This is a genomic window from Ruegeria sp. J8 (assembly GCF_056531925.1).
Window position 1 is genome coordinate 86,037 of record NZ_JBQFMR010000001.1, and the last position, 22,653, is coordinate 108,689.

21 protein-coding genes are annotated in these 22,653 nt (G+C 58.8%); 9 read left to right on the forward strand and 12 right to left on the reverse strand.

The window, feature by feature from the left end:
- Window positions 1-50 precede the first annotated feature (50 nt).
- Complete coding sequence (locus tag ACR0L1_RS00395) at window positions 51-1,301, reverse strand: Zn-dependent hydrolase (protein WP_170788512.1); 1,251 nt, start codon at window positions 1,299-1,301, stop codon at window positions 51-53.
- A gap of 171 nt (window positions 1,302-1,472) precedes the next feature.
- Here ACR0L1_RS00395 and ACR0L1_RS00400 point away from each other — a divergent pair, with 171 nt between their 5' ends.
- Together ACR0L1_RS00400 and ACR0L1_RS00405 are read left to right on the forward strand one after the other, a co-directional pair.
- Window positions 1,473-2,081 (forward strand): TetR family transcriptional regulator C-terminal domain-containing protein, encoded by a 609-nt coding sequence (locus ACR0L1_RS00400; protein WP_480856576.1) that lies wholly within the window; start codon window positions 1,473-1,475, stop codon window positions 2,079-2,081.
- Window positions 2,082-2,115: 34 nt separating this feature from the next.
- Window positions 2,116-2,340, forward strand: coding sequence for an N-(5'-phosphoribosyl)anthranilate isomerase (locus ACR0L1_RS00405; RefSeq protein ID WP_170788510.1), 225 nt, complete (start codon window positions 2,116-2,118; stop codon window positions 2,338-2,340).
- A gap of 48 nt (window positions 2,341-2,388) precedes the next feature.
- Here the strand turns inward: ACR0L1_RS00405 and preA are convergent, their stop codons facing one another.
- The 3 genes from preA to ACR0L1_RS00420 all read right to left on the reverse strand — a co-directional run bounded on the left by preA (window position 2,389) and on the right by ACR0L1_RS00420 (window position 5,865).
- Complete coding sequence (gene preA, locus ACR0L1_RS00410) at window positions 2,389-3,693, reverse strand: NAD-dependent dihydropyrimidine dehydrogenase subunit PreA (RefSeq protein WP_480856578.1); 1,305 nt, start codon at window positions 3,691-3,693, stop codon at window positions 2,389-2,391.
- Window positions 3,694-3,737: 44 nt separating this feature from the next.
- The gene (locus ACR0L1_RS00415; RefSeq protein WP_170788508.1) at window positions 3,738-5,072 is read right to left on the reverse strand and encodes an NAD(P)-dependent oxidoreductase; all 1,335 of its coding nucleotides are present in this window, start codon (window positions 5,070-5,072) and stop codon (window positions 3,738-3,740) included.
- Window positions 5,073-5,232: 160 nt separating this feature from the next.
- Window positions 5,233-5,865 carry a cupin domain-containing protein gene (locus ACR0L1_RS00420; protein WP_480856580.1) on the reverse strand — a complete coding sequence of 211 codons (633 nt, stop codon included), beginning with the start codon at window positions 5,863-5,865 and terminating at the stop codon, window positions 5,233-5,235.
- Window positions 5,866-6,022: 157 nt separating this feature from the next.
- Between ACR0L1_RS00420 and ACR0L1_RS00425 the strand changes: the two genes are divergently transcribed.
- The 3 genes from ACR0L1_RS00425 (at window position 6,023) to ACR0L1_RS00435 (ending at window position 9,097) form a co-directional block, all read left to right on the forward strand.
- Window positions 6,023-7,018 carry a hypothetical protein gene (locus ACR0L1_RS00425; protein WP_480857150.1) on the forward strand — a complete coding sequence of 332 codons (996 nt, stop codon included), beginning with the start codon at window positions 6,023-6,025 and terminating at the stop codon, window positions 7,016-7,018.
- Between the two features lie 72 nt (window positions 7,019-7,090).
- Window positions 7,091-8,383 carry an O-acetylhomoserine aminocarboxypropyltransferase/cysteine synthase family protein gene (locus ACR0L1_RS00430; protein ID WP_170769459.1) on the forward strand — a complete coding sequence of 431 codons (1,293 nt, stop codon included), beginning with the start codon at window positions 7,091-7,093 and terminating at the stop codon, window positions 8,381-8,383.
- A gap of 3 nt (window positions 8,384-8,386) precedes the next feature.
- Window positions 8,387-9,097: a GNAT family N-acetyltransferase gene (locus ACR0L1_RS00435; protein WP_480503362.1), complete on the forward strand. Its 711-nt coding sequence runs from the start codon at window positions 8,387-8,389 to the stop codon at window positions 9,095-9,097.
- 2 nt (window positions 9,098-9,099) lie between these two features.
- On the opposite strand, the gene ACR0L1_RS00440 is transcribed toward ACR0L1_RS00435, so the two are convergent.
- Window positions 9,100-9,795 carry an SIMPL domain-containing protein gene (locus tag ACR0L1_RS00440; RefSeq protein WP_170784450.1) on the reverse strand — a complete coding sequence of 232 codons (696 nt, stop codon included), beginning with the start codon at window positions 9,793-9,795 and terminating at the stop codon, window positions 9,100-9,102.
- Between the two features lie 210 nt (window positions 9,796-10,005).
- Here ACR0L1_RS00440 and ACR0L1_RS00445 point away from each other — a divergent pair, with 210 nt between their 5' ends.
- On the forward strand, window positions 10,006-11,859 hold the full coding sequence (locus ACR0L1_RS00445; RefSeq protein WP_480719390.1) for a hypothetical protein: 1,854 nt from the start codon (window positions 10,006-10,008) through the stop codon (window positions 11,857-11,859).
- A gap of 46 nt (window positions 11,860-11,905) precedes the next feature.
- Here the strand turns inward: ACR0L1_RS00445 and hppD are convergent, their stop codons facing one another.
- Window positions 11,906-13,003, reverse strand: a complete 1,098-nt coding sequence (hppD, locus tag ACR0L1_RS00450) for a 4-hydroxyphenylpyruvate dioxygenase (protein ID WP_480502998.1) — start codon at window positions 13,001-13,003, stop codon at window positions 11,906-11,908.
- Between the two features lie 146 nt (window positions 13,004-13,149).
- Between hppD and ACR0L1_RS00455 the strand changes: the two genes are divergently transcribed.
- Together ACR0L1_RS00455 and ACR0L1_RS00460 are read left to right on the forward strand one after the other, a co-directional pair.
- The gene (locus ACR0L1_RS00455; RefSeq protein WP_480503000.1) at window positions 13,150-13,605 is read left to right on the forward strand and encodes an Lrp/AsnC family transcriptional regulator; all 456 of its coding nucleotides are present in this window, start codon (window positions 13,150-13,152) and stop codon (window positions 13,603-13,605) included.
- Between the two features lie 14 nt (window positions 13,606-13,619).
- Window positions 13,620-15,500, forward strand: coding sequence for a monovalent cation:proton antiporter-2 (CPA2) family protein (locus ACR0L1_RS00460; RefSeq protein WP_170788501.1), 1,881 nt, complete (start codon window positions 13,620-13,622; stop codon window positions 15,498-15,500).
- 25 nt (window positions 15,501-15,525) lie between these two features.
- On the opposite strand, the gene cobT is transcribed toward ACR0L1_RS00460, so the two are convergent.
- Window positions 15,526-16,539 carry a nicotinate-nucleotide--dimethylbenzimidazole phosphoribosyltransferase gene (gene cobT, locus ACR0L1_RS00465; protein WP_480503001.1) on the reverse strand — a complete coding sequence of 338 codons (1,014 nt, stop codon included), beginning with the start codon at window positions 16,537-16,539 and terminating at the stop codon, window positions 15,526-15,528.
- Between the two features lie 79 nt (window positions 16,540-16,618).
- Between cobT and cobS the strand changes: the two genes are divergently transcribed.
- Window positions 16,619-17,383 (forward strand): adenosylcobinamide-GDP ribazoletransferase, encoded by a 765-nt coding sequence (gene cobS / locus ACR0L1_RS00470; RefSeq protein ID WP_480503003.1) that lies wholly within the window; start codon window positions 16,619-16,621, stop codon window positions 17,381-17,383.
- On the opposite strand, the gene ACR0L1_RS00475 is transcribed toward cobS, so the two are convergent.
- From ACR0L1_RS00475 to ACR0L1_RS00495, 5 genes are all read right to left on the reverse strand, one after another.
- Entirely contained in the window at window positions 17,380-18,150 is a 771-nt protein-coding gene (locus tag ACR0L1_RS00475; RefSeq protein WP_170769450.1) for a potassium channel family protein, read from the reverse strand. The genes cobS and ACR0L1_RS00475 overlap by 4 nt on opposite strands.
- 103 nt (window positions 18,151-18,253) lie before the next feature.
- Entirely contained in the window at window positions 18,254-18,763 is a 510-nt protein-coding gene (locus tag ACR0L1_RS00480) for a CarD family transcriptional regulator (RefSeq protein ID WP_170381457.1), read from the reverse strand.
- Window positions 18,764-19,049: 286 nt separating this feature from the next.
- Window positions 19,050-19,388, reverse strand: coding sequence for a ferredoxin FdxA (fdxA, locus tag ACR0L1_RS00485; protein WP_170769449.1), 339 nt, complete (start codon window positions 19,386-19,388; stop codon window positions 19,050-19,052).
- Window positions 19,389-19,454: 66 nt separating this feature from the next.
- Window positions 19,455-19,820: an RNA-binding S4 domain-containing protein gene (locus ACR0L1_RS00490; RefSeq protein ID WP_480856585.1), complete on the reverse strand. Its 366-nt coding sequence runs from the start codon at window positions 19,818-19,820 to the stop codon at window positions 19,455-19,457.
- 6 nt (window positions 19,821-19,826) lie between these two features.
- A complete protein-coding gene (locus ACR0L1_RS00495) occupies window positions 19,827-22,640 on the reverse strand; it encodes a helicase-related protein (RefSeq protein ID WP_480856587.1) in 2,814 nt (937 codons plus the stop codon).
- Window positions 22,641-22,653 lie beyond the last annotated feature (13 nt).

Below are 22,653 nucleotides of genomic sequence, written 5' to 3' on the forward strand. Positions count from 1 at the left end.
CCAAAAATATCCCGGGGGATTCGCCCACCGGGCGACGGGGGCAGCGGCCCCTACTCCACGATCTCAGCCGTCTCGACAACCGCATGCAACAGAACATCAGCCCCTGCCGCAGCCCAGTCTTTGGTGATTTCCTCAGCTTCGTTATGGCTTAATCCATCCACACAAGGACACATCACCATCGCCGTCGGCGCCACCCGGTTGATCCAGCACGCATCATGCCCGGCGCCTGAGATGATATCGGTATGCGAATACCCCAACCGTTCCGCTGCATCGCGTACCGCCGCCACACAGCCGTCATCGAACTGCACAGGATCAAACCCACCGACCTTCTCGAACTCGATCTGCAAGCCCATTTCTTCGACAATATCTTCAGCCGCAACGCGCAGTCGTGCCTCCATATCTTGAATCACGTCCAGATCGGGCGAGCGAAAATCGACCGTAAACACCGCCTTGCCAGGGATCACATTCCGCGAATTCGGGAACACATCGATATGCCCCGCCGCCCCAACGGCATGGGGCGCATGGGACCAGGCAATCTCGTCCACTTTCTCAAGAATCCGCGCCATCGCCAGACCCGCATTCTTGCGCATCGGCATCGGGGTCGAGCCGGTATGGGCATCCTTGCCGGTCACCGTGATCTGGGTCCAACTCAACCCCTGACCGTGGGTGACAACACCAATGTCCTTTCCTTCCGCCTCAAGAATGGGTCCCTGTTCAATATGTAGTTCAAAGAAGGCATGCATCTTGCGCGCGCCCACCTCCTCTTCACCACGCCAACCGATCCGCTGCAATTCATCGCCAAAGGCCTTACCCTCAGCATCTTCACGCGCGTAGGCCCAATCCTGCGTGTGCATCCCGGCAAACACCCCCGAGGACAACATAGCGGGCGCGTAGCGTGTCCCTTCCTCATTGGTCCAGTTCGTAGCCACAATGGGATGCTTTGTCTTGATCCCCAAATCGTTCAACGTTCGGATGATCTCCAAACCGCCAAGAACCCCCAAGACGCCGTCGTATTTCCCGCCTGTCGGCTGCGTGTCCAAGTGCGAACCAACATAAACCGGCAAAGCGTCGGGATCTGTTCCCGCTCGGTGAGCAAACATATTGCCCATCTGATCCAAGCCCATGGAGCAACCCGCATCCTCACACCATTTCTGAAACAAGGCGCGGCCTTCAGCGTCCTCATCGGTTAGGGTCTGGCGGTTATTGCCGCCCGCAACACCGGGGCCGATCTTGGCCATCTCCATCAGACTGTCCCACAATCTGTCGCCATTGATCCTGAGGTTCTGCGCCGGAGCTGCCATCTTGTTCTTCCCTGTTGCTTGCGATTTGGCTCGCTTTTGGTGTCTTGATTTGACCATCTGGTCAAACTCACGCTATCACGGGTTCGAGATCAGTCAAGAAATTGCAGGACGCCATTAGATTTTTTGGCCTATCCAGCGCCCACTTGCCGTAAAATGAGACAGTCTGGAACAATGTCCAAAGACCGCGCCCCCACCAGAATTCAGAAAAAGAATCGCGCAGCGATTCTCGAGGCTGCCTTGAACGTGTTTTCATCCCATGGCTTCCGCGGCGCGACCGTAGACCAGATTGCCACCGAGGCAGGCCTGAGCAAGCCAAACCTCCTGTACTATTTCCCGACAAAAGAGGCCATTCACACCGCGCTCCTGTCCGGATTGCTGGAAACATGGCTGGCCCCTCTGCACGAACTGGATGCCGATGGCGACCCTATGGAGGAAATCCTCGCCTATATCCGACGCAAACTGGAAATGAGCCGCGATCTGCCGCGCGAAAGCCGCCTATTCGCCAACGAGCTCGTGCAAGGCGCGCCGCGCATTCACGACTCGCTTTCAAGTGACCTCAAGATCTTGGTGGATGAGAAAACGGCGATTCTGGTCGGCTGGATGGATCAGGGGAAAATAGCGCGACTTCATCCGTATCACCTTATCTTTTCGATCTGGGCGCTGACCCAGCACTACGCCGATTTCGACGTACAGGTTCGTGCGATTTTGGGGGACGAAGATCCTTTTGAAGGCGCGGAACCTTTTGTAGACACGCTCTACCGGAAACTCCTTATGCCTTAAGGTCCAGTTAACCAAATTGCGGCAGCATATACCCATGACTACCGTTCGCCCCTATCCCGATCCCTGGCTCGACCAGTTGTTTTCCACCAAATCCGCGCAGCGCGGTGCGGTCGTGCGCCGGTCCACTAGTTGGGTGGAAAGAGAAGTGGGGCATGAGACGTTTCAGCAAGAAATAAGGCGGCGCGGATACCACCTGATCCGCACCGCCAACCAATATATCGTGATCTGCCACAACGGCCCCATCGACATTTTGTTCTGAGAAAATTCGTCGAATTTTCTCGTCCAAGATTTTTCGACGAAAAATCTCCTATTCCGCAGCTTTCGCCATCGGGTTGTTCGGATGTGACGTCCAATTGGCGTAGTCAGGCTGCACTTCCCGTCCGGTACGCGGATCAATTTCGCCCGCATTCATCGGGACCATCGAAATGCACCCATCCACCGGGCACACATCCACGCATAGATTGCAGGCGACACATTCGTCATCCATCACCTCGAACACACGATCATCAGACATGGAAATTGCCTGATGGCTGGTATCCTCGCAAGCGGCATAGCAGCGGCCACATTTGATGCATTGGTCCTGATCGATCTTGGCCTTCGCCACATAGTTCAGGTTCAGATATTGCCAATCCGTCACGTTCGGCACGGCCAGACCAACAATCTCCGAGACGTCCTTATACCCCTTCTCGTCCATCCATTTGGACAGGCCCGCCGTCAGTTCATCAATAATCTTGAACCCATAGGTCATCGCAGCCGTACAGACCTGAACGGTGCCACAGCCCAAGGCCATGAACTCGGCCGCGTCACGCCATGTGGTCACGCCACCAATACCGGAGATCGGCAGACCATGCGTTGCTTGTGCCCGCGCAATCTCTGACACCATCGACAGAGCGATCGGCTTCACCGCCGGACCGCAATAGCCGCCATGGCTACCCTTGCCATCAATCGAAGGCTCAGGGCTGAACGTGTCCAGATTGACGCTGGTGATCGAGTTGATCGTGTTGATCAGCGACACCGCATCCGCGCCACCATTCTTTGCGGCCTCGGCGGGTTTGCGGATATCCGTGATGTTGGGTGTCAACTTCACGATCACCGGACGGTCATAGTGTTTCTTGCACCACCGCGTGACCATCTCGATATATTCCGGGACCTGTCCCACAGCCGATCCCATCCCGCGCTCGCTCATGCCGTGGGGACAGCCGAAGTTCAACTCGATCCCGTCAGCACCAGTTTCGGCAACGCGTGGCAGGATGGCTCTCCAAGCCTCTTCCTCGCACGGCACCATGATCGAGGCGATCAACGCGCGGTCCGGGTAGTCGGCCTTGACCCGGGCCATCTCTTCCAGGTTCACCTCAAGCGGGCGATCAGTGATCAGTTCGATGTTATTCAGCCCTAGCAGCCGCCGATCCGCGCCATAAATCGCACCGTACCGAGGCCCGTTTACGTTCACGACCGGAGGGCCCTCGGCCCCCAGCGTTTTCCAGACCACGCCGCCCCAACCGGCCTCGAAGGCGCGGCGGACATTGTATTCTTTGTCGGTCGGCGGCGCCGAGGCCAGCCAGTACGGGTTCGGGCTTTTGATACCCAGAAAGTTTGTCTGTAAATCAGCCATTTATCAGGCCCTCCTGATGCGGTTCAGCATCCAAAATAACAGTTTCACGCCGTCAGTTTGGCGTGGATGTCCATTGCTGCATCGCGACCCTCGGCCACAGCGGTCACGGTCAGGTCTTCACCACCAGCCGCGCAGTCACCCCCGGCCCAGACACCCGCCATCGAGGTCCGACCCGCGCCAGTGACAGCGATCTTGTTGCCGTCCAGCGTCAGCCCTTCGGGCGCGCCTTCCAGCGTCTGACCAATCGCTTTCAAAACCTGATCCGCAGGCAGGCGGATCACTTCGCCCGTCCCGGTCAATTGACCGCCCTCGCTCGAGGTATATTCCAACTCAATCTCAGCCGCGGCGCCGTTTCCGTGCACGGCCACAGGCTGCACATTGGCCATGATCTTGACCCCATGCGAGGCCGCAAGGTCCTGCTCGTACCGGCTGGCCCCCATGGCATCACGTCCCCGGCGATAAGCGATAGTGACATGTTCCGCCCCTAGCAGCTTGGACTTCACCGCCGCGTCCACGGCGGTCATGCCACCGCCAATGACGACCACATTGCGCCCTACCGGCAAGTCAGTCAAATCACTAGCCTGCCGTACATCCGAGATGAACTCGACCGCAGCCCGCACGCCATCTATATCAACGCCACCCGCGCGCAGAGCGTTCACTCCGGCCAAGCCAATGGATAGGAAAACTGCGTCGTAATTTGCTGACAAGCCCTCCAGAGAGATCGTGTCGCCCAGAACCGAACCTGTCTCGATCGTGATCCCACCGATCTGCATCAGCCAATCCACCTCGGCCTGCGCGAAGTTGTTGGTCGATTTATAGGCCGCGATCCCATATTCGTTAAGGCCGCCCGGCTTGGGCTTGCTTTCGTGAATAACAACCTCATGCCCCAGCATCGCCAGCCGGTGTGCGCAGGCCAGACCTGCAGGCCCTGCCCCAATCACCGCAACGGTTTTGCCGGTCGAATCGGCACGTACAAACGGATGCGCCCCGTCTGCCATAACACTATCGGTTGCATAACGCTGCAAACGCCCAATCTCGACCGGAGCGCCCTCAGCTGCCTCGCGCACACAGGCTTCTTCGCACAATGTCTCGGTAGGACACACACGGGCGCACATGCCGCCCAGAATATTTTGCGCCAATATGGTCTCACCCGCCGCTTTGGGCTGACCGGCCTGAATCTGCCGCATGAACAACGGAATATCGATATCCGTCGGACAGGCTGTCACACATGGCGCGTCATAGCAAAAGTAGCACCGATCTGCTGCCACGGCGGCCTCATGCGCGGCCAATGGCGGATGCAGATCCGTGAAATTCGAGGTCAGCTCATCGCTTGAAAGCCGCCCGGAGACAATGCCGGGGACCATCTGGCCCTGTGCCATCGCTCTACTCCCTGTAGATATGGTTGTTGTACTCTCAGCTTGCCACAGTCTGAAATTTTATCAATTGGTAAAATTTGCCAAATGGTCAAAAAATTAAAAAACCGGGCTCGACGGCCCGGTTTTCAGAAAATACTGCCTAAAATTAAAGCGTCGCTGTCGGTCAGACCATGCCAGAGAGGTGCCCAGACTTGATCCACACGCGGGCACCATCGGTCCCGGCGGTCGCAACAGACTGGGTTTCCGGCGGCAGTCGAAGCCAATCCCAGGCCGCGAATTCCTCATCTTCTTCTGAAACAGACCCTTCGATGACGAACAGCTCCAGCCCTTGCTCTGCATCCAGGTTCAGCGATTCACCGGCGGCGAGGCTCAGGACTCTGACATCCTCTTTGGCATCCTTGAACAGTTGCAGTTTCTCTGCCCCGTTGATCGATCGCCGCACCTCAGTCCGATCCGCTGGATCGAACTGATGCAGCTTGACCAGAATCGTCGCGCCTTCCTTGGCCGAAGGCGTATGCGACGAGGTCGGCGGGTTGCGCACGTAGCTGCCCACCGGGAAATCCCCGGTTTCATCCTGAAAGACACCTTCAAGAACCAGATATTCCTCACCCCCATCATGGGTGTGCGCGGCAAAGGCGCTGCCCGGAGCAAAACGCACAATCGTGGTGGCGCGGGCGACCTCCTCACCGATACGGTCCAGCATCTTCCGCTCGACCCCGGCGGCGGGGGATTGGACCCATTCGTTCTGATCAAAGTGAACGGCGACGCGTTTGGTGAAATCTGCGTTGACCCTCATTTGAGATATCTCCTGTTTCGGCATCTTGGCATAAGATGGGGGCACGGTCCCGGTTTTCAAATTTTGCGCCCCAAGACGGTGTTCACATCTGGTTTTGCCCGCCGCCCCTGCGTACTGTGCCGCCAACCGAAATACCCCAGTGATTGACCGGACACCGATGCAGGCCACCCCCAAGACATTCAACATCGTCCTGATCGGACAAAACAACCGCCTGCAATACGAGTCGCTACTGTTTGCCGCCTCACTCCGTCACAGCAGCCCCGACTTTGCCGGTCGTGTGTTCGTCGCCGTGCCCCAACCCGGCCCGCTTTGGTCACAAGACCCCAGCATTCAGAACGAAGATATCCTGAACGCGCTGCGCCAGTTGGATGTCGAGATATTGCCCTTCGACTCCCAGGTATTTGGCGAAAGCTATCCCTACGGCAACAAAATCGAGGCTTTGCTGGCCCTTCCCGAGGGTGAGCCCTTTGTGTTCTTCGACAGTGACACGCTCATCACCGGTGATCTGAACACTGTCCCCTTTGATTTTTCCCGCCCAAGCGCTTCGCTGAAGGTCGAGGGGACATGGCCCCGCCCGACCCTCTACGGCCCCGGTTTCGACGGAATTTGGCGGACGCTCTACCAGCGGTTCAGCCTGGATTTCGACAGTTCGCTGGATACCAGCCAACCGCATGACTACTGGCGTCGCTATCTGTACTTCAATGCAGGCCATTTCTTCTATTCCTGCCCGCGCGCGTTTGGGGAGCGATTCCGTGACTACGCGCAGACCATACGCGACGAAGATATCCCGGAACTGGCCGGTCAGGTGCTGGACCCCTGGCTGGATCAGGTGGCGCTGCCGCTGGTCATTCATTCACTGGGCGGAGGACGCGATGCCCTGCCCGCTGGCCTGTTGGACGGCTCTGTCACTTGCCACTACCGACTGTTTCCGCTGCTCTACGCCCGTGAAAGCGATCATGTGGTCGAGGTGCTGGAAACGGTGGTTGCCCCAAACCGGATCAAGAAAGTGCTCAAGGGCTATGACCCGATCCGCAAACTGGTGATTCAGCGCAAAGGTCACAAAATTCGCGCGATGTTCGACCGCGAGAACCTGCCGCAACGCGAGCAGGTTATCCGCAACACGATCAAGGCCAAGGGATTGTGGATGCGCTGACTGCGTTGTTGTGCGCACGCCCTTGATCGCCTAGAGATTCTGCAACACACATACAAAAGGGAGATTTCGACCATGTCTGACGGCCCCACTTATGGCTTTGACACGCTTCAGATTCATGCAGGCGCCCGGCCCGATCCGGCCACAGGCGCGCGCCAGACGCCGATCTATCAGACCACGGCCTATGTCTTCCGTGATGCCGACCACGCGGCCGCGCTGTTCAACCTGCAAGAGGTGGGCTTCATCTATTCCCGTCTGACCAACCCCACCGTCGCCGTGCTGCAAGAGCGCGTGGCAACGCTTGAGGGTGGCGTGGGCGCTGTCTGCTGCTCGTCAGGTCACGCGGCGCAGATTATGGCGCTGTTCCCGCTGATGGGACCGGGCTGCAACGTTGTGGCCTCGACCCGCCTGTATGGTGGCACGGTCACGCAGTTCAGCCAGACCATCAAACGATTTGGCTGGTCGGCCAAATTCGTCGATATGGACGACCCCGAGGCTGTAAAGGCCGCGATTGACGAAAACACCCGCGCTGTGTTCTGCGAATCCATTTCGAACCCCGGTGGTTACGTCACCGATATCCGTGCGATGGCAGATGTTGCGGACGCGGCGGGCATTCCGCTGATCGTCGACAACACCTCGGCCACGCCATACCTGTGCCGCCCCATCGAACAGGGCGCGACGTTGGTGGTGCATTCGACCACCAAATACCTGACCGGCAACGGAACCGTCACGGGCGGTTGCATCGTGGATTCGGGTAAGTTCGACTGGTCGGCGAATGACAAGTTCCCCTCGCTCAGCGAACCCGAACCCGCCTATCACGGCCTAAAATTCCACGAGACTTTCGGGCCGCTGGCCTTCACCTTCCACGGTATCGCCATCGGTCTGCGCGATCTGGGCATGACCATGAACCCGCAGGCGGCGCACTATACGCTGATGGGGATCGAAACCCTGTCGCTGCGGATGGAGCGTCACGTTGAGAACGCGCAGAAGATTGCAGCCTGGTTGGAGGCCGATGACCGGGTGGATTACGTGACCTATGCGGGCCTACCCTCGTCCCCCTACCACGACCGGGTCAAGGCGCAGTACAAGAAAGGCGCCGGTGCGCTGTTCACCTTTGCAGTCAAAGGCGGCTATGATGCCTGCGTCAAGCTGGTGAACGCGCTGGAAATCTTCAGCCATGTTGCGAACCTCGGCGATGCGCGCTCGCTGATTATCCATTCGGCCTCGACCACGCACCGGCAGTTGACCCCTGAACAGCAAGAAGCTGCAGGGGCAGGTCCCGGCGTTGTACGTGTCTCGATCGGGATTGAGGATGCAGATGACCTGATCGCTGATCTGGATCAGGCTCTGTCCAAAGCCACCGCCTGAATGATAACGGACCACCGAACCAACGCCTTTGGCCAACCCATCGGCGCGCCGGTGTCGGGTGAGTTTCCACGCCCGATGCCCCCCCGCATCGATATGCCGGGGCGGTTTTGTTCAGTGGTTCCTTTGGATGCGAAACAGCATACATCCGGCCTCTACCGGGCGTTTGCGCAGGACGAAGACGGTCGGAACTGGACCTACTTGCCAGAAGAGCCGATCACATCCGAGCCCGCGTTCTCGGACTGGATGAAACAGGCCGAACGCAGCGCGGATCCGATGTTTCACACTGTTCTGGACGCAACCGGCACCCCGTTTGGCCACGCAACCTATTTGCGTATCACCCCCGACGCCGGCGTCATCGAAGTTGGCTATATCCATTTCTCACCCTTGATGCAGCGCACGCCCATGGCGACCGAAGCGATGTATCTGATGATGCGGCGGGTTTTCGACGAACTGGGCTATCGCCGGTATGAGTGGAAGTGCGATGCGTTGAACGCGCCGTCGCGCAGCGCGGCCGAGCGGCTGGGCTTCACCTTCGAAGGAATCTTCCGGCAAGCAACCCATTATAAAGGACGCAACCGGGACACCGCGTGGTATTCGATTCTGGACAGCGAATGGCCCCGTATTCGATCGGCTTTCGAGGCATGGTTGACCCCTGAAAACTTCGACCAGACGGGCCAGCAGCGCCAGTCACTGCAAGCCCGCGCATCACGCTGAGCTTACTGGGAAATCCCAAACTCCATCGTGACATTGACCGAGACCGAGACCTCGCCTCCTGCCACCGGAATTCCACCTGCATCCGCCGCCGCGAATTCGCGCATCTGGGCCGCAGGCCGGATGCCGCCGACCTGCTCGCTGATCTGCTGAACAGGGCCCAGTGTGACCGTGGCTGCCTGCGCCAGTTGCTCGGCCTTGGCTGTCGCCTCGGCCACGGCTTTGGCACGCGCCTCAGCCTCCAGCGGTTTGGGGTCTTGAATACCAAAGCTGAGACCGCCGAAATCATTGGCCCCGTCTTGGATGACCGCATCCATCACTGCGCCCAACTGCGTCAGATCACGCACCCGCACAAACACGCGGTTTGAGGCTGAAAAGCCCGAGATTTCAGGCCGTTCTCCAGCTTGGTTGCCACGGCCCGCCCAGACCGGTGACAGTGACAGATCGCGGGTCTGCACATCGCGCGCGTCGATCCCCATCTGGTCCAGCCGTGCCAGGATTTGCGACACAGCATCTGACGTGGCCTTCATCGCGGCAGCGGCCTGCGCATTCTCATTGGTAACGCCCAGAGTAATGGTGGCCATGTCCGGTTCAGCCAGCACAGTGCCTGCTGCGCTAACGGTGATGCGACGTTCTTCCGCATGGGCTGCGCCAACCGCGGTTGCGGCCATCAAGGCCGCCAGAAAAGCGAATTTCTTCAAGGTCTTCCCTCCGATTTCGTTACTGTCAAGATGGGGTGGCAAGGGTCTGCCGAACAAGGGGGAAACCCGGCTTTTTCTTTCCCTCGGCAAGTTCCTGCTTTAATGTCGGTCTGCGGACGGGATGCCTGTCTGTTTTGACCCTGATAACTATGGTTCGTCCGGCTTATGAAACCTGCCTTTGAGCTGATTTTTTCGTCTACCGGAATCTCTTTGCACCATTTGGCCAACAATGACTCGTTTTGGCTTGGTGATGTGTTCGTGGATGAGCCGGATCTGGGCGCGCAGCTTGCCACGCTACGCGACAAGGCCTTTGCGCTTGAGACGCAGCTGAGCTGTACGCTGGTGCTGCCGAAAGATCAGGTACGCTATCTGGCTGTCGACGCCGATGGCGCGGACGGATCTGTTGAGACGGCTCTGACAGGCGCGACGCCCTACACACTGGACGAACTGGTCTATGATACCGCGACAAGGGACCAGATCATTCACGTCGCCGCTGTGGCGAAACAGACGCTGACCGAAGCCCGCGAGTTTGCCACTGAACATGGATTCGTACCGGTTCAGATCACGGCACCAACCGATGGTGAAGACTATCCCGAAGCGCCTCAGTTCCTGTCACCCGAGCCTATCGCGGCACCCGTTCCCGACACTCCACAACCAGCTGTGCATGTCATAGCGGCCTCTCCCGCTGCTGCGGATTTCCGGTCGGTCCCTGAAGCCGAGACTCGGTCCATTCCGTATGCAGCGAACCTGACGCAATATACGGTTCCCGCAGCAGTCGCAGGTGTTGCAGCGGTGGCCATTTTAGTCTGGGCGCTTGGCGGCAGTCCCGACGACGAAGTCCAAGAGACGGAAATCGCCCAAATCGAGGTTGATCCCGAGATTGCGACCGCCCCGCCTGAACCATTGGAATCTGTGGAGGCCGATCCGGATGTGACGGACTTCGAGGAACCCGAACCAGATGAACCGCGCGCGACAGAAACGGTCGTAAGTGACCCCGTTGAAATAGAAACCGCCGCGTCCGAACCAATTCCGGCCCCTGCCGAACCAGAAGAACCTGCGCTTTCCGCCACAGATGTCGCCATCCTCGAGGCGCTGAAAGTGGCGCCCACCGTTGTTGAACCGATCGCGCCCGAACCTGAGCCGCAACCGCTGCTGCCTGCTGTGCGGTTTGAAACACCTCAGCCCCTGAACAGCCCCGTCGCTGTTGAGGCCGAAGATATCTATCTGGCCTCCATCGACCCGTCGGACCTGTCTCGCGACGCGGTTGCCCTGCCGCAAGTCGCAAGGTTTGACACCGATCTGGAATTCGACCCGGTCGCGCAACCATCGGCTGCAGGCACCCGATTTGAGTTGGACGAGCGCGGCTTGGTGACACCCACTGCCGAGGGCACGTTGAACCCGGACGGCATTGTCGTCTATCTCGGCCGCCCGTCGAAAGTACCCCCGGATGTCCCCGTGCGGTTCGAGGAAGAGCCTGTCCCTGATGAGGCGACATCGCGTCTGGCCGAGCTGCGGCCAAAGCCGCGCCCCGAGAACCTGATCGACCAGTTCGAGCGCCAGCAGCTTGGCGGGCGCACATTGCAGGAATTGGCAGTCTTGCGCCCCAAACTGCGACCTGCATCCCTGAAGCCGCCAGAGATTGACTACACACCCACCGCACTGGCCGTAGTTCGCGTCCCGCGCCCTAAACCGCGCCCTGCCGGGGCAGCTCGTAGCGCGCGTGTTAACACTGTGAATTTGGGATCGACCGCCGCCGTTGCGCAATCCGTTGACGAGGCGGAGTCCTTCCAGCCCAAAGCGGTCGCGCCAAAAATCCCGTCCTCTGCTTCGGTCGCGCGGCAGGCGACAATCGATAACGCGATCAACCTGCGCAAGCTGAACCTGATCGGAGTATATGGGACGCCCGCCAACCGACGCGCCTTGGTGCGTCTGCCCAGTGGGCGCTACAAGAAGTTGAAAGTCGGAGACAGGCTGGACGGCGGCAATGTGGTGGCGATTGGCGATTCCGAACTGCGCTATCAAAAACGCGGCCAGAACGTAACATTGCGGCTGCCCAGAAGTTGATCACCGGGGGCGCAGGCCGCCCCCGAGATCAAGTTAAGACACAGGATCAAGCGGCTGAAATTTCACCGGATTCGATTTGTTCGCGCTCGATGGATTCGAACAGAGCCTGGAAATTTCCTTCACCAAACCCGTCATCTCCTTTGCGTTGGATAAACTCGAAGAAAATCGGACCGATCACGGTTTTCGAGAAGATTTGCAGCAAGATCCGGGTTTCGCCCCCGTCCAGCACGCCCTCGCCGTCAATCAGAATGCCGTGTTTCATCATCCGGTCCAGCGGTTCTTCATGGTCGGCCACGCGGTCCTTGGACATGTGGTAATAGGCTTCGTTCGGGCCCGGCATAAACTTCAGACCCTTTTCGGCAATCGCATCGGTCGAGGCATAGATGTCCTCGCTGCCGACCGCGATATGCTGAATACCCTCGCCTTTGTATTTCTTGAGGTAGGACACGATCTGGCCCGTCTCGCCCCGGTCTTCGTTGATAGGAATGCGGATACGGCCGCAGGGCGATGTCAGCGCGCGGCTATAGAGCCCGGTGAACTTACCCTGAATGTCAAAAAAACGGATCTCACGGAAGTTGAACAAATCGCCGTAAAATTTGAACCACTTGTCCATATTTCCCTTGTAGACGTTGTGGGTCAGGTGATCGAGGTAATAGAACCCGTCGCCGCGCGGCTTGGACTGTTCGGTCCAGGTAAACTCCTGATTATAGGGCGAGGTGTCGTAATATTGGTCGATGAAATAGATCAGCGATCCGCCAATCCCTTTGATCGCAGGCACATCCATCGTTTTATCTGCGGCGTCATAGGGCTCGGCGCCCTTGCTGACGGCATGCTCGAAGGCTTTTTTCGCATCCACAACTCGCCAGCCCATCGACGGGGCGCAAGGGCCATGTTCTGCGACAAACTTGGCGGCAAAGCTCTCGGGATCCGCGTTGAGGATATAGGTCACGTCGCCCTGCTGCCACAGCTCGACCGAGGGCTTGTCCTTGTGGTGGCCGACCAACTCAAACCCCATCTTGGCGAACAGGTCTCGCAGTTCCTGTGGCTCGGGGTGGGCGAATTCGACAAACTCGAACCCGTCGGTTCCGGCCGGATTTTCGGGGCCGATGACAGATTTCGGGGCGTTATGCGGGAAGGGTCCCATGGCGCGTCTCCGTAAAAACAGGAATTTCTTTGCTGATTCCAAAATAAGTCTTATTCCGCGCTGTTTCTGCGCATTGTTTTCGGGTAAACCAAGTTCAAGTGCGAAAAAACCGCACGTTTTGATGATTTTATGAGGAATTTGCGCAGGTGTTGGATTCAATAGACACACGGCTTTTGTCGGCGCTTCAGACAAATGCGCACCTGACGGCCCATCAATTGGGTGAGATGCTGAACCTGTCGCCCAGTCAGGCCGGACGCCGCCGTCAACGGCTCGAGGCCGAGGGGTATATCACCGGCTATGCCGCGCGGCTGGACCCACTGAAGTTGGGCTTGCAGGTGCAAGGTTTTATCCAGGTACATTTGGGCACCCATGGCCCCGAGCAATCCGAAAGTTTCGCCCGTTTGGTTGACACTCGACCCGAGATCACCAGCGCCTGGACGATGACCGGCGAGGCTGACTATCTGCTGCATGTATATTGTGACGATCTTTCCGCGCTCAATCGCTTGCTTCATCAAGTGATACTGCCGCATCCTGCGGTAGCACGGGTGCAAAGCCAGATCGTGATGGACCAACTCAAGCGCGATGCGCCCCTGCCCACCTGACCCGAGAGGATAATATGGACGATTTCCTATACCAGGCTTCGATCTATCTGGCGGCTGCCGTGATCGCTGTGCCCTTATCGGCGCGCCTGGGTCTTGGGTCGGTATTGGGATACCTGGCCGCCGGTATTGTCATCGGTCCGATGTTCGGACTGGTGGGGGCCGAGACCGAAAGCCTGCAACATGTTGCCGAATTCGGTGTTGTCATGATGCTGTTCCTGATCGGGCTGGAACTGGAGCCTCGCGCCTTGTGGGATATGCGCGAACGGCTACTGGGTCTTGGTGGGCTGCAGGTTCTGTTGTCCACTGCGGTGATTGCTTGCGTGGCCATGTATGCCAACCACCCGTGGTCGGTGGCGCTAGCTGTCGGGTTGACCCTGTCATTGTCCTCAACCGCGATCGTGCTGCAAACCCTGTCGGAAAAGGGGTTGATGCAGACAAATGGCGGCCGAGCGACGTTCTCAGTTCTGTTGACGCAGGATATTGCGGTGATCCCGATGCTGGCCTTGCTGCCTCTGCTGGCGCTGCCTGCGGTGCCTCACATCCAGAATGACGGATCTATCGAGCGGGGAGCGGCAGACCTGCATGACAAGGCGCATCACAGCCTGTCTCTAGTGGATGGGCTGCCGGGCTGGGCGGTAACGCTGGTGACACTAGCCGCCATCGCTTTCGTCATCCTTGCCGGTATCTACCTGACCCGCCCCTTGTTTCGCTTCATCCATGCCACCCGCCTGCGCGAGATGTACACGGCGCTGGCGCTGATGATCGTCGTGGGGATTTCCTTCCTGATGACGTTGGTCGGCCTTTCGCCCGCCCTTGGCGCGTTTCTGGCGGGTGTAGTTCTGGCAAGTTCGGAGTTCCGCCATGAAATGGAAAGCGACCTGGAACCGTTCAAAGGTCTGTTTTTGGGGTTGTTCTTTATCACCGTGGGGGCCGGGATTGATGTCGCCTATTTCTTCAACGACCCGTTTGATCTGATAGGCCTCGCCCTTTTGGTCATTCTGGCCAAAGGCATCATCCTGTTTCTGGTTGGCCGTGCCTTCAAACTGCGCGGGCGCGATCATTGGCTATTCACCTTGGGTTTAGCGCAAGCGGGTGAATTTGGCTTTGTTCTGCTGGCCTTCTCAACACAGCAAAACGTCATCCCGCCCGATCTGTCACAAAAGCTGCTGATGATCATCGCCCTTACAATGTTGATTACGCCACTTTTGTTCATCATCTACGACCTGCTCTCGCGCCGGATCAGCGATGGCGGACCCGTCCCCGAACCCGATGAGATCGACGAGAAAGGCCCGGTGATCATCGCAGGTATCGGTCGGTTTGGTCAGATTGTGAACCGGCTGGTGCGTGCCAGCGGGTTCAAGACAATCGTTCTGGACCACGATATCGAAACCATCCAGCTGATGCGTCGGTTTGGCGTCAAAGGGTTCCTGGGCGATCCCACCCGCCCAGAACTGCTGCGTGCCGCCGGGTTAGAGAAAGCCTCGGTTCTGGTCGCTGCGATGGATGACCCCAAGACAGTCACGCGGCTGGTCAGCTTCGCCCGCCGCCAGCGTCCCGACCTTCATATCGTCGCCCGCGCTCATGACCGAACCCATGTGTACGAGCTGTATCAGGCCGGGGCCAATGACATCGTGCGCGAGATGTTTGACGGATCGCTCCGGGCTGGACGCTATGTGCTCGAGAATATCGGCCTCAGCGACTACGAGGCGGCGCAGGCCGAGCAGACCTTTTACCACCACGACCGGACCGCTGTTCGGGAACTGGCCGAACTGTGGATCCCCGGGATGCCCACCGGTGAGAACAAGAAATATATCGATCGGGCCCGGCAGCTTGAAAAGGACTTAGAGACCGAGCTGTTGGAACTGGCCGAGAAACACGCCCAGAAATCAGCCTGACCGTTCCCCGGTCAGGCCCTTCAGCTTAGCCGTCCGACACGCCAGCTTCAGCAAAGGTTGCCATACCGGAATGACAGGCGACAGCGCTTTTAACGATATTGATCGCCAAAGCACCACCAGACCCTTCACCCAGACGTAGGCCGAGGCTGAGCAGCGGCTCTTTGCCAAGCTGGGCGAGCACCGCGCCATGCGCGCCTTCAGCGCTTTGATGGCCTGCCACGGTGTGATCCAGCGCCCCGTCGACCGTGCGGGCCAGACAGGCCGCAGCAGCTGAACAGATGAACCCGTCCAAAACAACCGGAATGCGCAGGATGCGGGCGGCAGCAATCGCCCCAGCCATGGCCGCAATCTCGCGCCCGCCCAGACAGCGCAGCACCTCCAACCCGTCGCCCGAGCCGCCATGCAGGGCTACGCCCTCTGCCACCACACGGGTTTTGTTGGCCAGCCCAGCATCGTCCACGCCGGTTCCACGCCCAGTCCAATCGGCGGCTTCGCCTCCGAACAGGGCGCAGGCAATCGCGGCGGCAGGGGTGGTATTGCCAATCCCCATCTCGCCCACGACCAGCAGGTCAGCTTCCGGGTTCACTGCGTTCCAGCCGGTTTGCAGCGCACGCAACAGTTCGTCCTCGGACATGGCCGGACCGGTGGTGAAATCCACGGTCGGACGGTCAAGCTCCAGCGCGTGCACGTCCATCGTTGCTCCCGCCGCTTTGGCCAACTGGTTGATCGCCGCGCCGCCATGTTCGAAATTCATCACCATCTGCACGGTCACTTCGGGCGGAAAGGCCGAAACGCCCTGCGCCGTAACACCATGGTTTCCGGCAAAGACAATGACCTGCGGCGCATTGATCTGCGGCCGCGCGTCCCCACGCCAGGCCGCATACCAGATCGCCAGATCTTCCAGCCGCCCCAGCGCACCTGGAGGTTTGGTCAATTGTCCGTTCCGGTCCGCGGCACCCTGACGGGCGTCGCCATCGGATCCGGGCGCATTAGAAAGGGCGTCACGAAAAGAATTCAGGTCGGTCAGGTCTGGCAGCATCCAAAGCCTCGTTGCATCAGAGTGGTCCTGTGTGTTTAACCGAAGCGACCAAAGCAACAAGACCCTGAAAGGCGCGGGAGTGCTAAAAAACGACACCAAACTCATTTCCCACTGGGATATACTGCTGGCACTGGTCCTGTTGACGCGTTTACCGATCCCGCGCCTGCCCGAGGATGCTTTTGATCGTCAGGTCTTGGCCGCCTGGGCGTTTCCGTTCGCCGGTTTCGTTGTCGGCGCTCTGGCCTGTGCGGCGGGATGGGTCGGATCGGCTTGGGGCCTGCCCCCGTTGGCCTGCGCCGTCATACTGGTTGCAGTGCTGATCCTGTGTACCGGGGCCATGCACGAGGACGGGCTGGCTGACACCACAGACGGGTTCTGGGGCGGGTTTGACCCGGCCCGACGTCTTGAGATCATGAAAGACAGCCACATCGGCACTTATGGCGTTCTTGCCCTGATCTTGTCGCAAGCCCTGCGCGTTGCGCTGTTCGCCCCCTTGCTGGCAACTGGCGCTTTCGGAGGCATACTGACTGCCTGCATCCTGTCGCGCGCAATGATGCCGATATTGATGACTGCCCTGCCCAACGCCAGAAACGCCGGTCTGAGCCATTCGGTCGGCGCTCCCCTGTCGTCCACTACTGGGATTGGGGCTGCCTTTGCCCTCGCAATGGCCCTGATCTTGATTGGTGCCACCGCATTTAAGGCTTTGATTGTCGCCGCTATTGTTACGTTCGCCATCGGTTTGGTCGCCAGATCCAAAATTCGGGGACAGACCGGCGACGTGCTGGGCGCAACGCAGGTGATGACCGAGCTTGCCATTCTGATAGCGCTGGCGGCGGCGCTTTAGGACGCGCCTCCAGTTTCGATCCGCAACACTTCGCCGCAATGTTTGCAGTGCACAGCGTCTGGGTCGTGTCGATACAAGCCGCAGCTTCGGCATTTGTGCCGTACTTTTTGTGGCATGAAAATCGCCTGCGCCAGCCGCACGAACAGCGCCACCCCAACCACCATGATAAAGACCGAAATCAGCTTACCGCCCGGTGTGTCCAGCGTGATGTCGCCGAACCCCGTTGTCGTCAGCGTCGCCATGGTGAAATACAAAGCGTCAATATAGGGGGTCTGGCTGTCCTCGGGGATGAAAAAGACCAGAACGGCAGTCGAGGTCACGAATACAAAGACCAGCAAATTGATGGCGGCAATAACCGCGTCTTCATGGGTGCGGAAATATTGGACGTCGCGGCGCAGATCGCGCAGTAAGTGAAAGGAATGGATCAGGCGCAGAGCGCGCAGAATCCGCAGAAAGGCCAGATTGCCCGAAAGGAATGGGTCGAGCATTAGCGACACGATCACAACCAGATCGGCCAGGGTGTAAATCTTGAAGAACAGTTTGCGCCGGTCCCGCGCGATCCATAGGCGCGCCGAAAAGTCCAGCAGGATCAGGAACCCGACGAACATGCTGGCGATCGTGATCCCAGGACCGTGTGAAATATGCGCAGTGGCGACAAAAAACACGATTGTCACCGCGTCGAACAGGATCAGCCCGTAGCGGAACCAGACCGAAACCGGGTCATGTCCGATATAGAGATATTTGAGCGTTTTCTTTATCTGGGCCATCTAGACGCCTCTACCTATTGGGAAAATACCCCCAAACGAAGAGGTAGAAAATAAAAAAGGCCGCCCCCAACAGGAGCGGCCCAAACTATTCAAAGCAATTCGATCAGGCAGCGCGCGAGGTCAGCACCTCATCCACCTGCTTGGCGGCCGACACTTCACCGGCGCCGGATACGGCTGCAACTTCACGGGTCAGACGTTCCAAGGCAGCTTCATAGAGCTGACGCTCGGAATAGCTTTGTTCGCGCTGATCGTCAGTGCGGTGCAGATCGCGGACCACCTCTGCGATCGAGATCAGGTCGCCCGAGTTGATTTTCTGTTCATATTCCTGCGCCCGGCGCGACCACATTGCGCGCTTCACCTTGGCCTTGCCCTTCAACGTCTTCATCGCCTGAGAGATCACGTCGGGCGAACTCAGCGACCGCAGACCGGATTCGGTCACCTTGTTGGTCGGAACACGCAGGGTCATCTTGTCTTTCTCGAACGAGATCACAAACAGCTCAAGCGAATACCCGGCAACTTCCTGTTCCTCGATCGAGATAATCTGACCCACACCATGCGCGGGGTAAACCACATAATCGTTCGGGCGGAACTCAAGCTTTTTCGACTTAGACATTCAGGTTCATCCTTGGTTAGCAGAGCCAGACAAAAAAACGACAAAACACCCCAAAACCGTGCCTTGAAGGCCCGGTCAGGCAGTTTGTTTGTCAAAAAATTAGAACTCCAAAGCGTCCATACTTACGGAGTCATCCCCAGCTCAGTCATCATTCAGCTACGAAGTATATCACAAAAATGCGACACGCAAAAGCGCTACCGACCAATGAGCCGATAAAATCATTATTAAACATAAGGTTGCGGCGTTTTTTCGGCATCTAAACCACTGGGTTCAGAGAGCGAATCGCTTAGCCACCTTCGCCGGGCGCTTCAGAGAAGTACTTCTCCATCTTGCCTTCTTCGCCGTCGCGTTCCTCGGCTTCTGGCAAGGGGTCTTTCTTGGTCACGATGACCGGCCACATTTCCGAGTATTTTCGGTTGAACTCGACCCATTCATCCATACCCGGCTCGGTATCGGGGCGGATTGCGTCGGCGGGGCATTCGGGTTCGCACACGCCGCAGTCGATGCATTCATCGGGGTGGATGACCAACGTGTTCTCACCTTCGTAGAAACAATCCACCGGGCATACTTCGACACAGTCGGTATATTTGCAGCCAATGCAGTTTTCAGTGACAACGTAGGTCATGGTCGGATTCCCGTTTGCGCTTTGGGCGTCTAGCTAAATCAGTATGGCGTCAGCTTCAAGATAGGATCAGCTATCTTGATTGCGAGAAAGATCAAGCGCGCGCCGATCTTTCTTGGTTGGACGACCTTTTCCTTCAAAGCTTGGATTTTGCAGCGGCTTGTCCTGCTTTTCGGTCAAATCCGTATATAGCGTTTGTGCCTCGGGGGCCGGACCGCGCCGTTCACCCAGTTTTTCCACCCGCACAACACGCACAACGCGGCCCTGAGGAAAGGTCAGAACATCGCCGGGGTTGATAGCTGTCGCCGGTTTCAGAACCCGGTTGCCGTTGACACGCACATGGCCGCCGCTGACCTGCTTGGCGGACAGGCTGCGGGTCTTGAAGAACCGCGCCTGCCACAGCCATTTGTCGATCCGCAGCTTGGCCTCGGACATCCGTGCTTAGTTGCCGTCCTTCAGCCCCATCAACGCAGCGGCGAAGGGGTTGTCGGGATCAATGGCTTTCTCTTTCTTGGGCGGTCGGGACGAGAAGGATTTCGCGCCCTGCGGTTTACCACCCTTCTTGCCGTGCGGCTTGCCGCGACCGTCCTGAGGTTTGCCACGCGGCTTGCCCTTGCCCTGCCCCTGTTCGCGGCGCGGGCCACGATTCTGCTGGCGCTGACGGCCCCATGTGAAGGTGTAGAACACTTCAACTTCAGGCTCATCGCTTGCGAGTTCTGCGGCAGGAGCCTCGGCTGCTGCCTCGGTGCTTTCGGTGGCCTCGGCTAGCGCCTCGGCGGGTGCGGGCGCATCGTCTGTCGCAACTGCATCTGCCGGGGTTTCCTCAGCAGCAGGTTGCTCGGGCGCTTCCGCCGCAGGTTGTTCCGCAAGCGCGGCTTTGACCTTTTCACGCTCACCCCGATCGGCCTTATAGCCCAAGCCCTGCATCAGGTCGGCAAATTGTTCCAGCGTCATACCGGTGATCGAGAGCATGTCGGGCTTGGCTTCGAACCCGCCCCGGCTGTCCTCAGACCGCAGCATGTCTGCCAGACGTTCCAGCATATCAATACGGATCGAGCGCTCACCGGCGTCGCGGTAACCGCACATGGTGTCATACCCTTGCGGCGCGTCCTTAGCGACGGGGACCGTAACCAGTCCCGGAGGCGGCGCTTCAGGGAATTCCTGCAAGCCGCTGGACAGCGCCCACAGAACCAGACGCAAGCGCGTCGGCGCGGGTTTCAGCAGCAGCGGCATGAAGATCGTGAATTGACCGAAGCGGATGCCGTGCTTGCGCAGCGCACCGCGAGCGTCCTGATCCAGATCCTTGACCTCTTGCGCGACCTGCGCACGCGGCAAGATGCCCAATGCCTCGACCATGCGGAATGCAAAGCCCTTGGCCAGACCGCTGAGTTCCTCGTCTCGCGACAGGTTCAGCAGCGGTTCAAACAGCGCGGCCACCTTACGGTCAATGAAATGCTGCAGCCGGCGCTGCACCTTCTGTTCGACATCGGGGCCTGCGGCTTCGTCTACGAAAACCTCGACCATAGGCTTGAGCGGCTCGGCCCCGGCAACCAGCTTGCCAACGGCATATTCGCCCCACATCAGGCCACCTTGTTCGGTGAAATCAATTTCGGTATCGGGCGCGTTGTAGAAGCGGTCGGCACGCAGATGGAATTGCGGCGCGAGAGCTTGCAGCGAAGCCGATCTCAAGGCTTTCGCCTCGGTCCCCTGCGCAGCTTTGTCCGGACTGAACCGGAACCCTTCCAAACGACCGACGAATTCGCCTTCGACGGTCACTTCACCCTTGTCATTTACTTCGGCCAAAAGGGCCTCCTTCTGTTTGAGCCGCCGCAGCAAAACGGATGTGCGCCGGTCCACAAATCGTTGGGTCAGACGGTCATGTAATGCATCTGACAGCCTGTCTTCTACAGTGCGCGTTTCCTCACGCCAATGGGATTCGTCACGCACCCATCCGTTTCGTTGCGCAACATATGTCCAGGTGCGAATATATGCCAGCCGTTTGGACAGCGCATCAATATCTCCGTCTGTCCGGTCAATCCGGCGGATTTGCCGCGCCATGAAGTCATCAGGGATCGACTGGCGTTCGTGCAGATGGCCGTAGATCACCTCGAGCAGGCTGGCATGTTCCGAATGGCTGATGCCGCGAAAATCGGGGATTCGGCATACATCCCACAACAAGCGGATGGATTGCGGATCGCTTGCGCGGGCCATCACTTCGGTCACTTGCGACAGGGATTTCAGCACGTTCAGATCGTCGGCGGGCCGCGCTTTGAGTAGGTTTTCATTGTCCGGGCTGACTTCAAGCGAGTTGATCAGCGCCTCGATGGATCCGAACCGCAAAGCGGCATTCCGCCAGTTCAGCTTTTTCATCGGCGTAAAGCGGCTGTCCATGATGGCCTGCGCCACACCGTCATCCAGCGGCGGGGCCTCGCCCGTAACACCGAACGTGCCATCCGACATGCCGCGCCCGGCCCGGCCGGCGATCTGGGCCAGTTCGTTGGGGGCAAGTGGCCTCATCCTCCGACCGTCGAACTTGGTCAGCGAAGAAAACGCGACGTGATTCACATCCAGGTTCAGGCCCATCCCAATTGCGTCGGTGGCGACCAGATAATCCACCTCACCATTCTGATAGAGATCGACCTGCGCGTTCCGCGTACGCGGGCTGAGCGCCCCCATCACCACGGCCGCCCCGCCCTTTTGACGACGCAGCAGTTCCGCGATGGCATAGACGTTATCAACCGAGAACCCGACGATGGCGCTGCGTGGAGGCATCCGGCTGATCTTTTTCGACCCGGCATAGACCAGTTGAGACATCCGTTCGCGCCGCACAAACTGTGCCTCGGGCACTAGCGCTGATATGGGACCACGCATGGTGTCCGAGCCTAGGAACAGCGTCTCGCTTGTGCCGCGCGACCGCAACAGACGGTCTGTGAAGACATGGCCGCGCTCGGGGTCGGTACACAGCTGGATTTCGTCGATGGCCACGAAATCGGCGCCCATACCCTCGGGCATCGCCTCGACCGTACAGACCCAATACTGGGTGCGTGGCGGCACGATGCGCTCTTCGCCCGTGACAAGCGCCACGACCGACGGCCCGCGAATGGCGACGATCTTGTCATAAACCTCGCGCGCGAGCAGACGCAGCGGCAGGCCAATGATACCGGTCCGGTGGCCCAGCATACGTTCAATCGCGTAATGCGTTTTGCCTGTGTTCGTCGGGCCCAGTACGGCCACGATTCGGGATGACCCGCTCACTCTTGCCCCCTGC

Coding starts and splice junctions, on each gene's coding strand:
- ACR0L1_RS00405 (WP_170788510.1), top strand. CDS start 2,116: ATGACTACCGTTCGCCCCTATCCCGATCCCTGGCTCGACCAGTTGTTT.
- fdxA (WP_170769449.1), bottom strand. CDS start 19,388: ATGACCTACGTTGTCACTGAAAACTGCATTGGCTGCAAATATACCGAC.
- cobT (WP_480503001.1), bottom strand. CDS start 16,539: ATGCTGCCAGACCTGACCGACCTGAATTCTTTTCGTGACGCCCTTTCT.
- ACR0L1_RS00425 (WP_480857150.1), top strand. CDS start 6,023: ATGCAGGCCACCCCCAAGACATTCAACATCGTCCTGATCGGACAAAAC.
- hppD (WP_480502998.1), bottom strand. CDS start 13,003: ATGGGACCCTTCCCGCATAACGCCCCGAAATCTGTCATCGGCCCCGAA.
- ACR0L1_RS00480 (WP_170381457.1), bottom strand. CDS start 18,763: ATGTCTAAGTCGAAAAAGCTTGAGTTCCGCCCGAACGATTATGTGGTT.
- preA (WP_480856578.1), bottom strand. CDS start 3,693: ATGGCTGATTTACAGACAAACTTTCTGGGTATCAAAAGCCCGAACCCG.
- ACR0L1_RS00395 (WP_170788512.1), bottom strand. CDS start 1,301: ATGGCAGCTCCGGCGCAGAACCTCAGGATCAATGGCGACAGATTGTGG.
- ACR0L1_RS00400 (WP_480856576.1), top strand. CDS start 1,473: ATGTCCAAAGACCGCGCCCCCACCAGAATTCAGAAAAAGAATCGCGCA.
- ACR0L1_RS00415 (WP_170788508.1), bottom strand. CDS start 5,072: ATGGCACAGGGCCAGATGGTCCCCGGCATTGTCTCCGGGCGGCTTTCA.
- ACR0L1_RS00475 (WP_170769450.1), bottom strand. CDS start 18,150: ATGGCCCAGATAAAGAAAACGCTCAAATATCTCTATATCGGACATGAC.
- ACR0L1_RS00430 (WP_170769459.1), top strand. CDS start 7,091: ATGTCTGACGGCCCCACTTATGGCTTTGACACGCTTCAGATTCATGCA.
- ACR0L1_RS00490 (WP_480856585.1), bottom strand. CDS start 19,820: ATGTCCGAGGCCAAGCTGCGGATCGACAAATGGCTGTGGCAGGCGCGG.
- ACR0L1_RS00460 (WP_170788501.1), top strand. CDS start 13,620: ATGGACGATTTCCTATACCAGGCTTCGATCTATCTGGCGGCTGCCGTG.
- ACR0L1_RS00420 (WP_480856580.1), bottom strand. CDS start 5,865: ATGAGGGTCAACGCAGATTTCACCAAACGCGTCGCCGTTCACTTTGAT.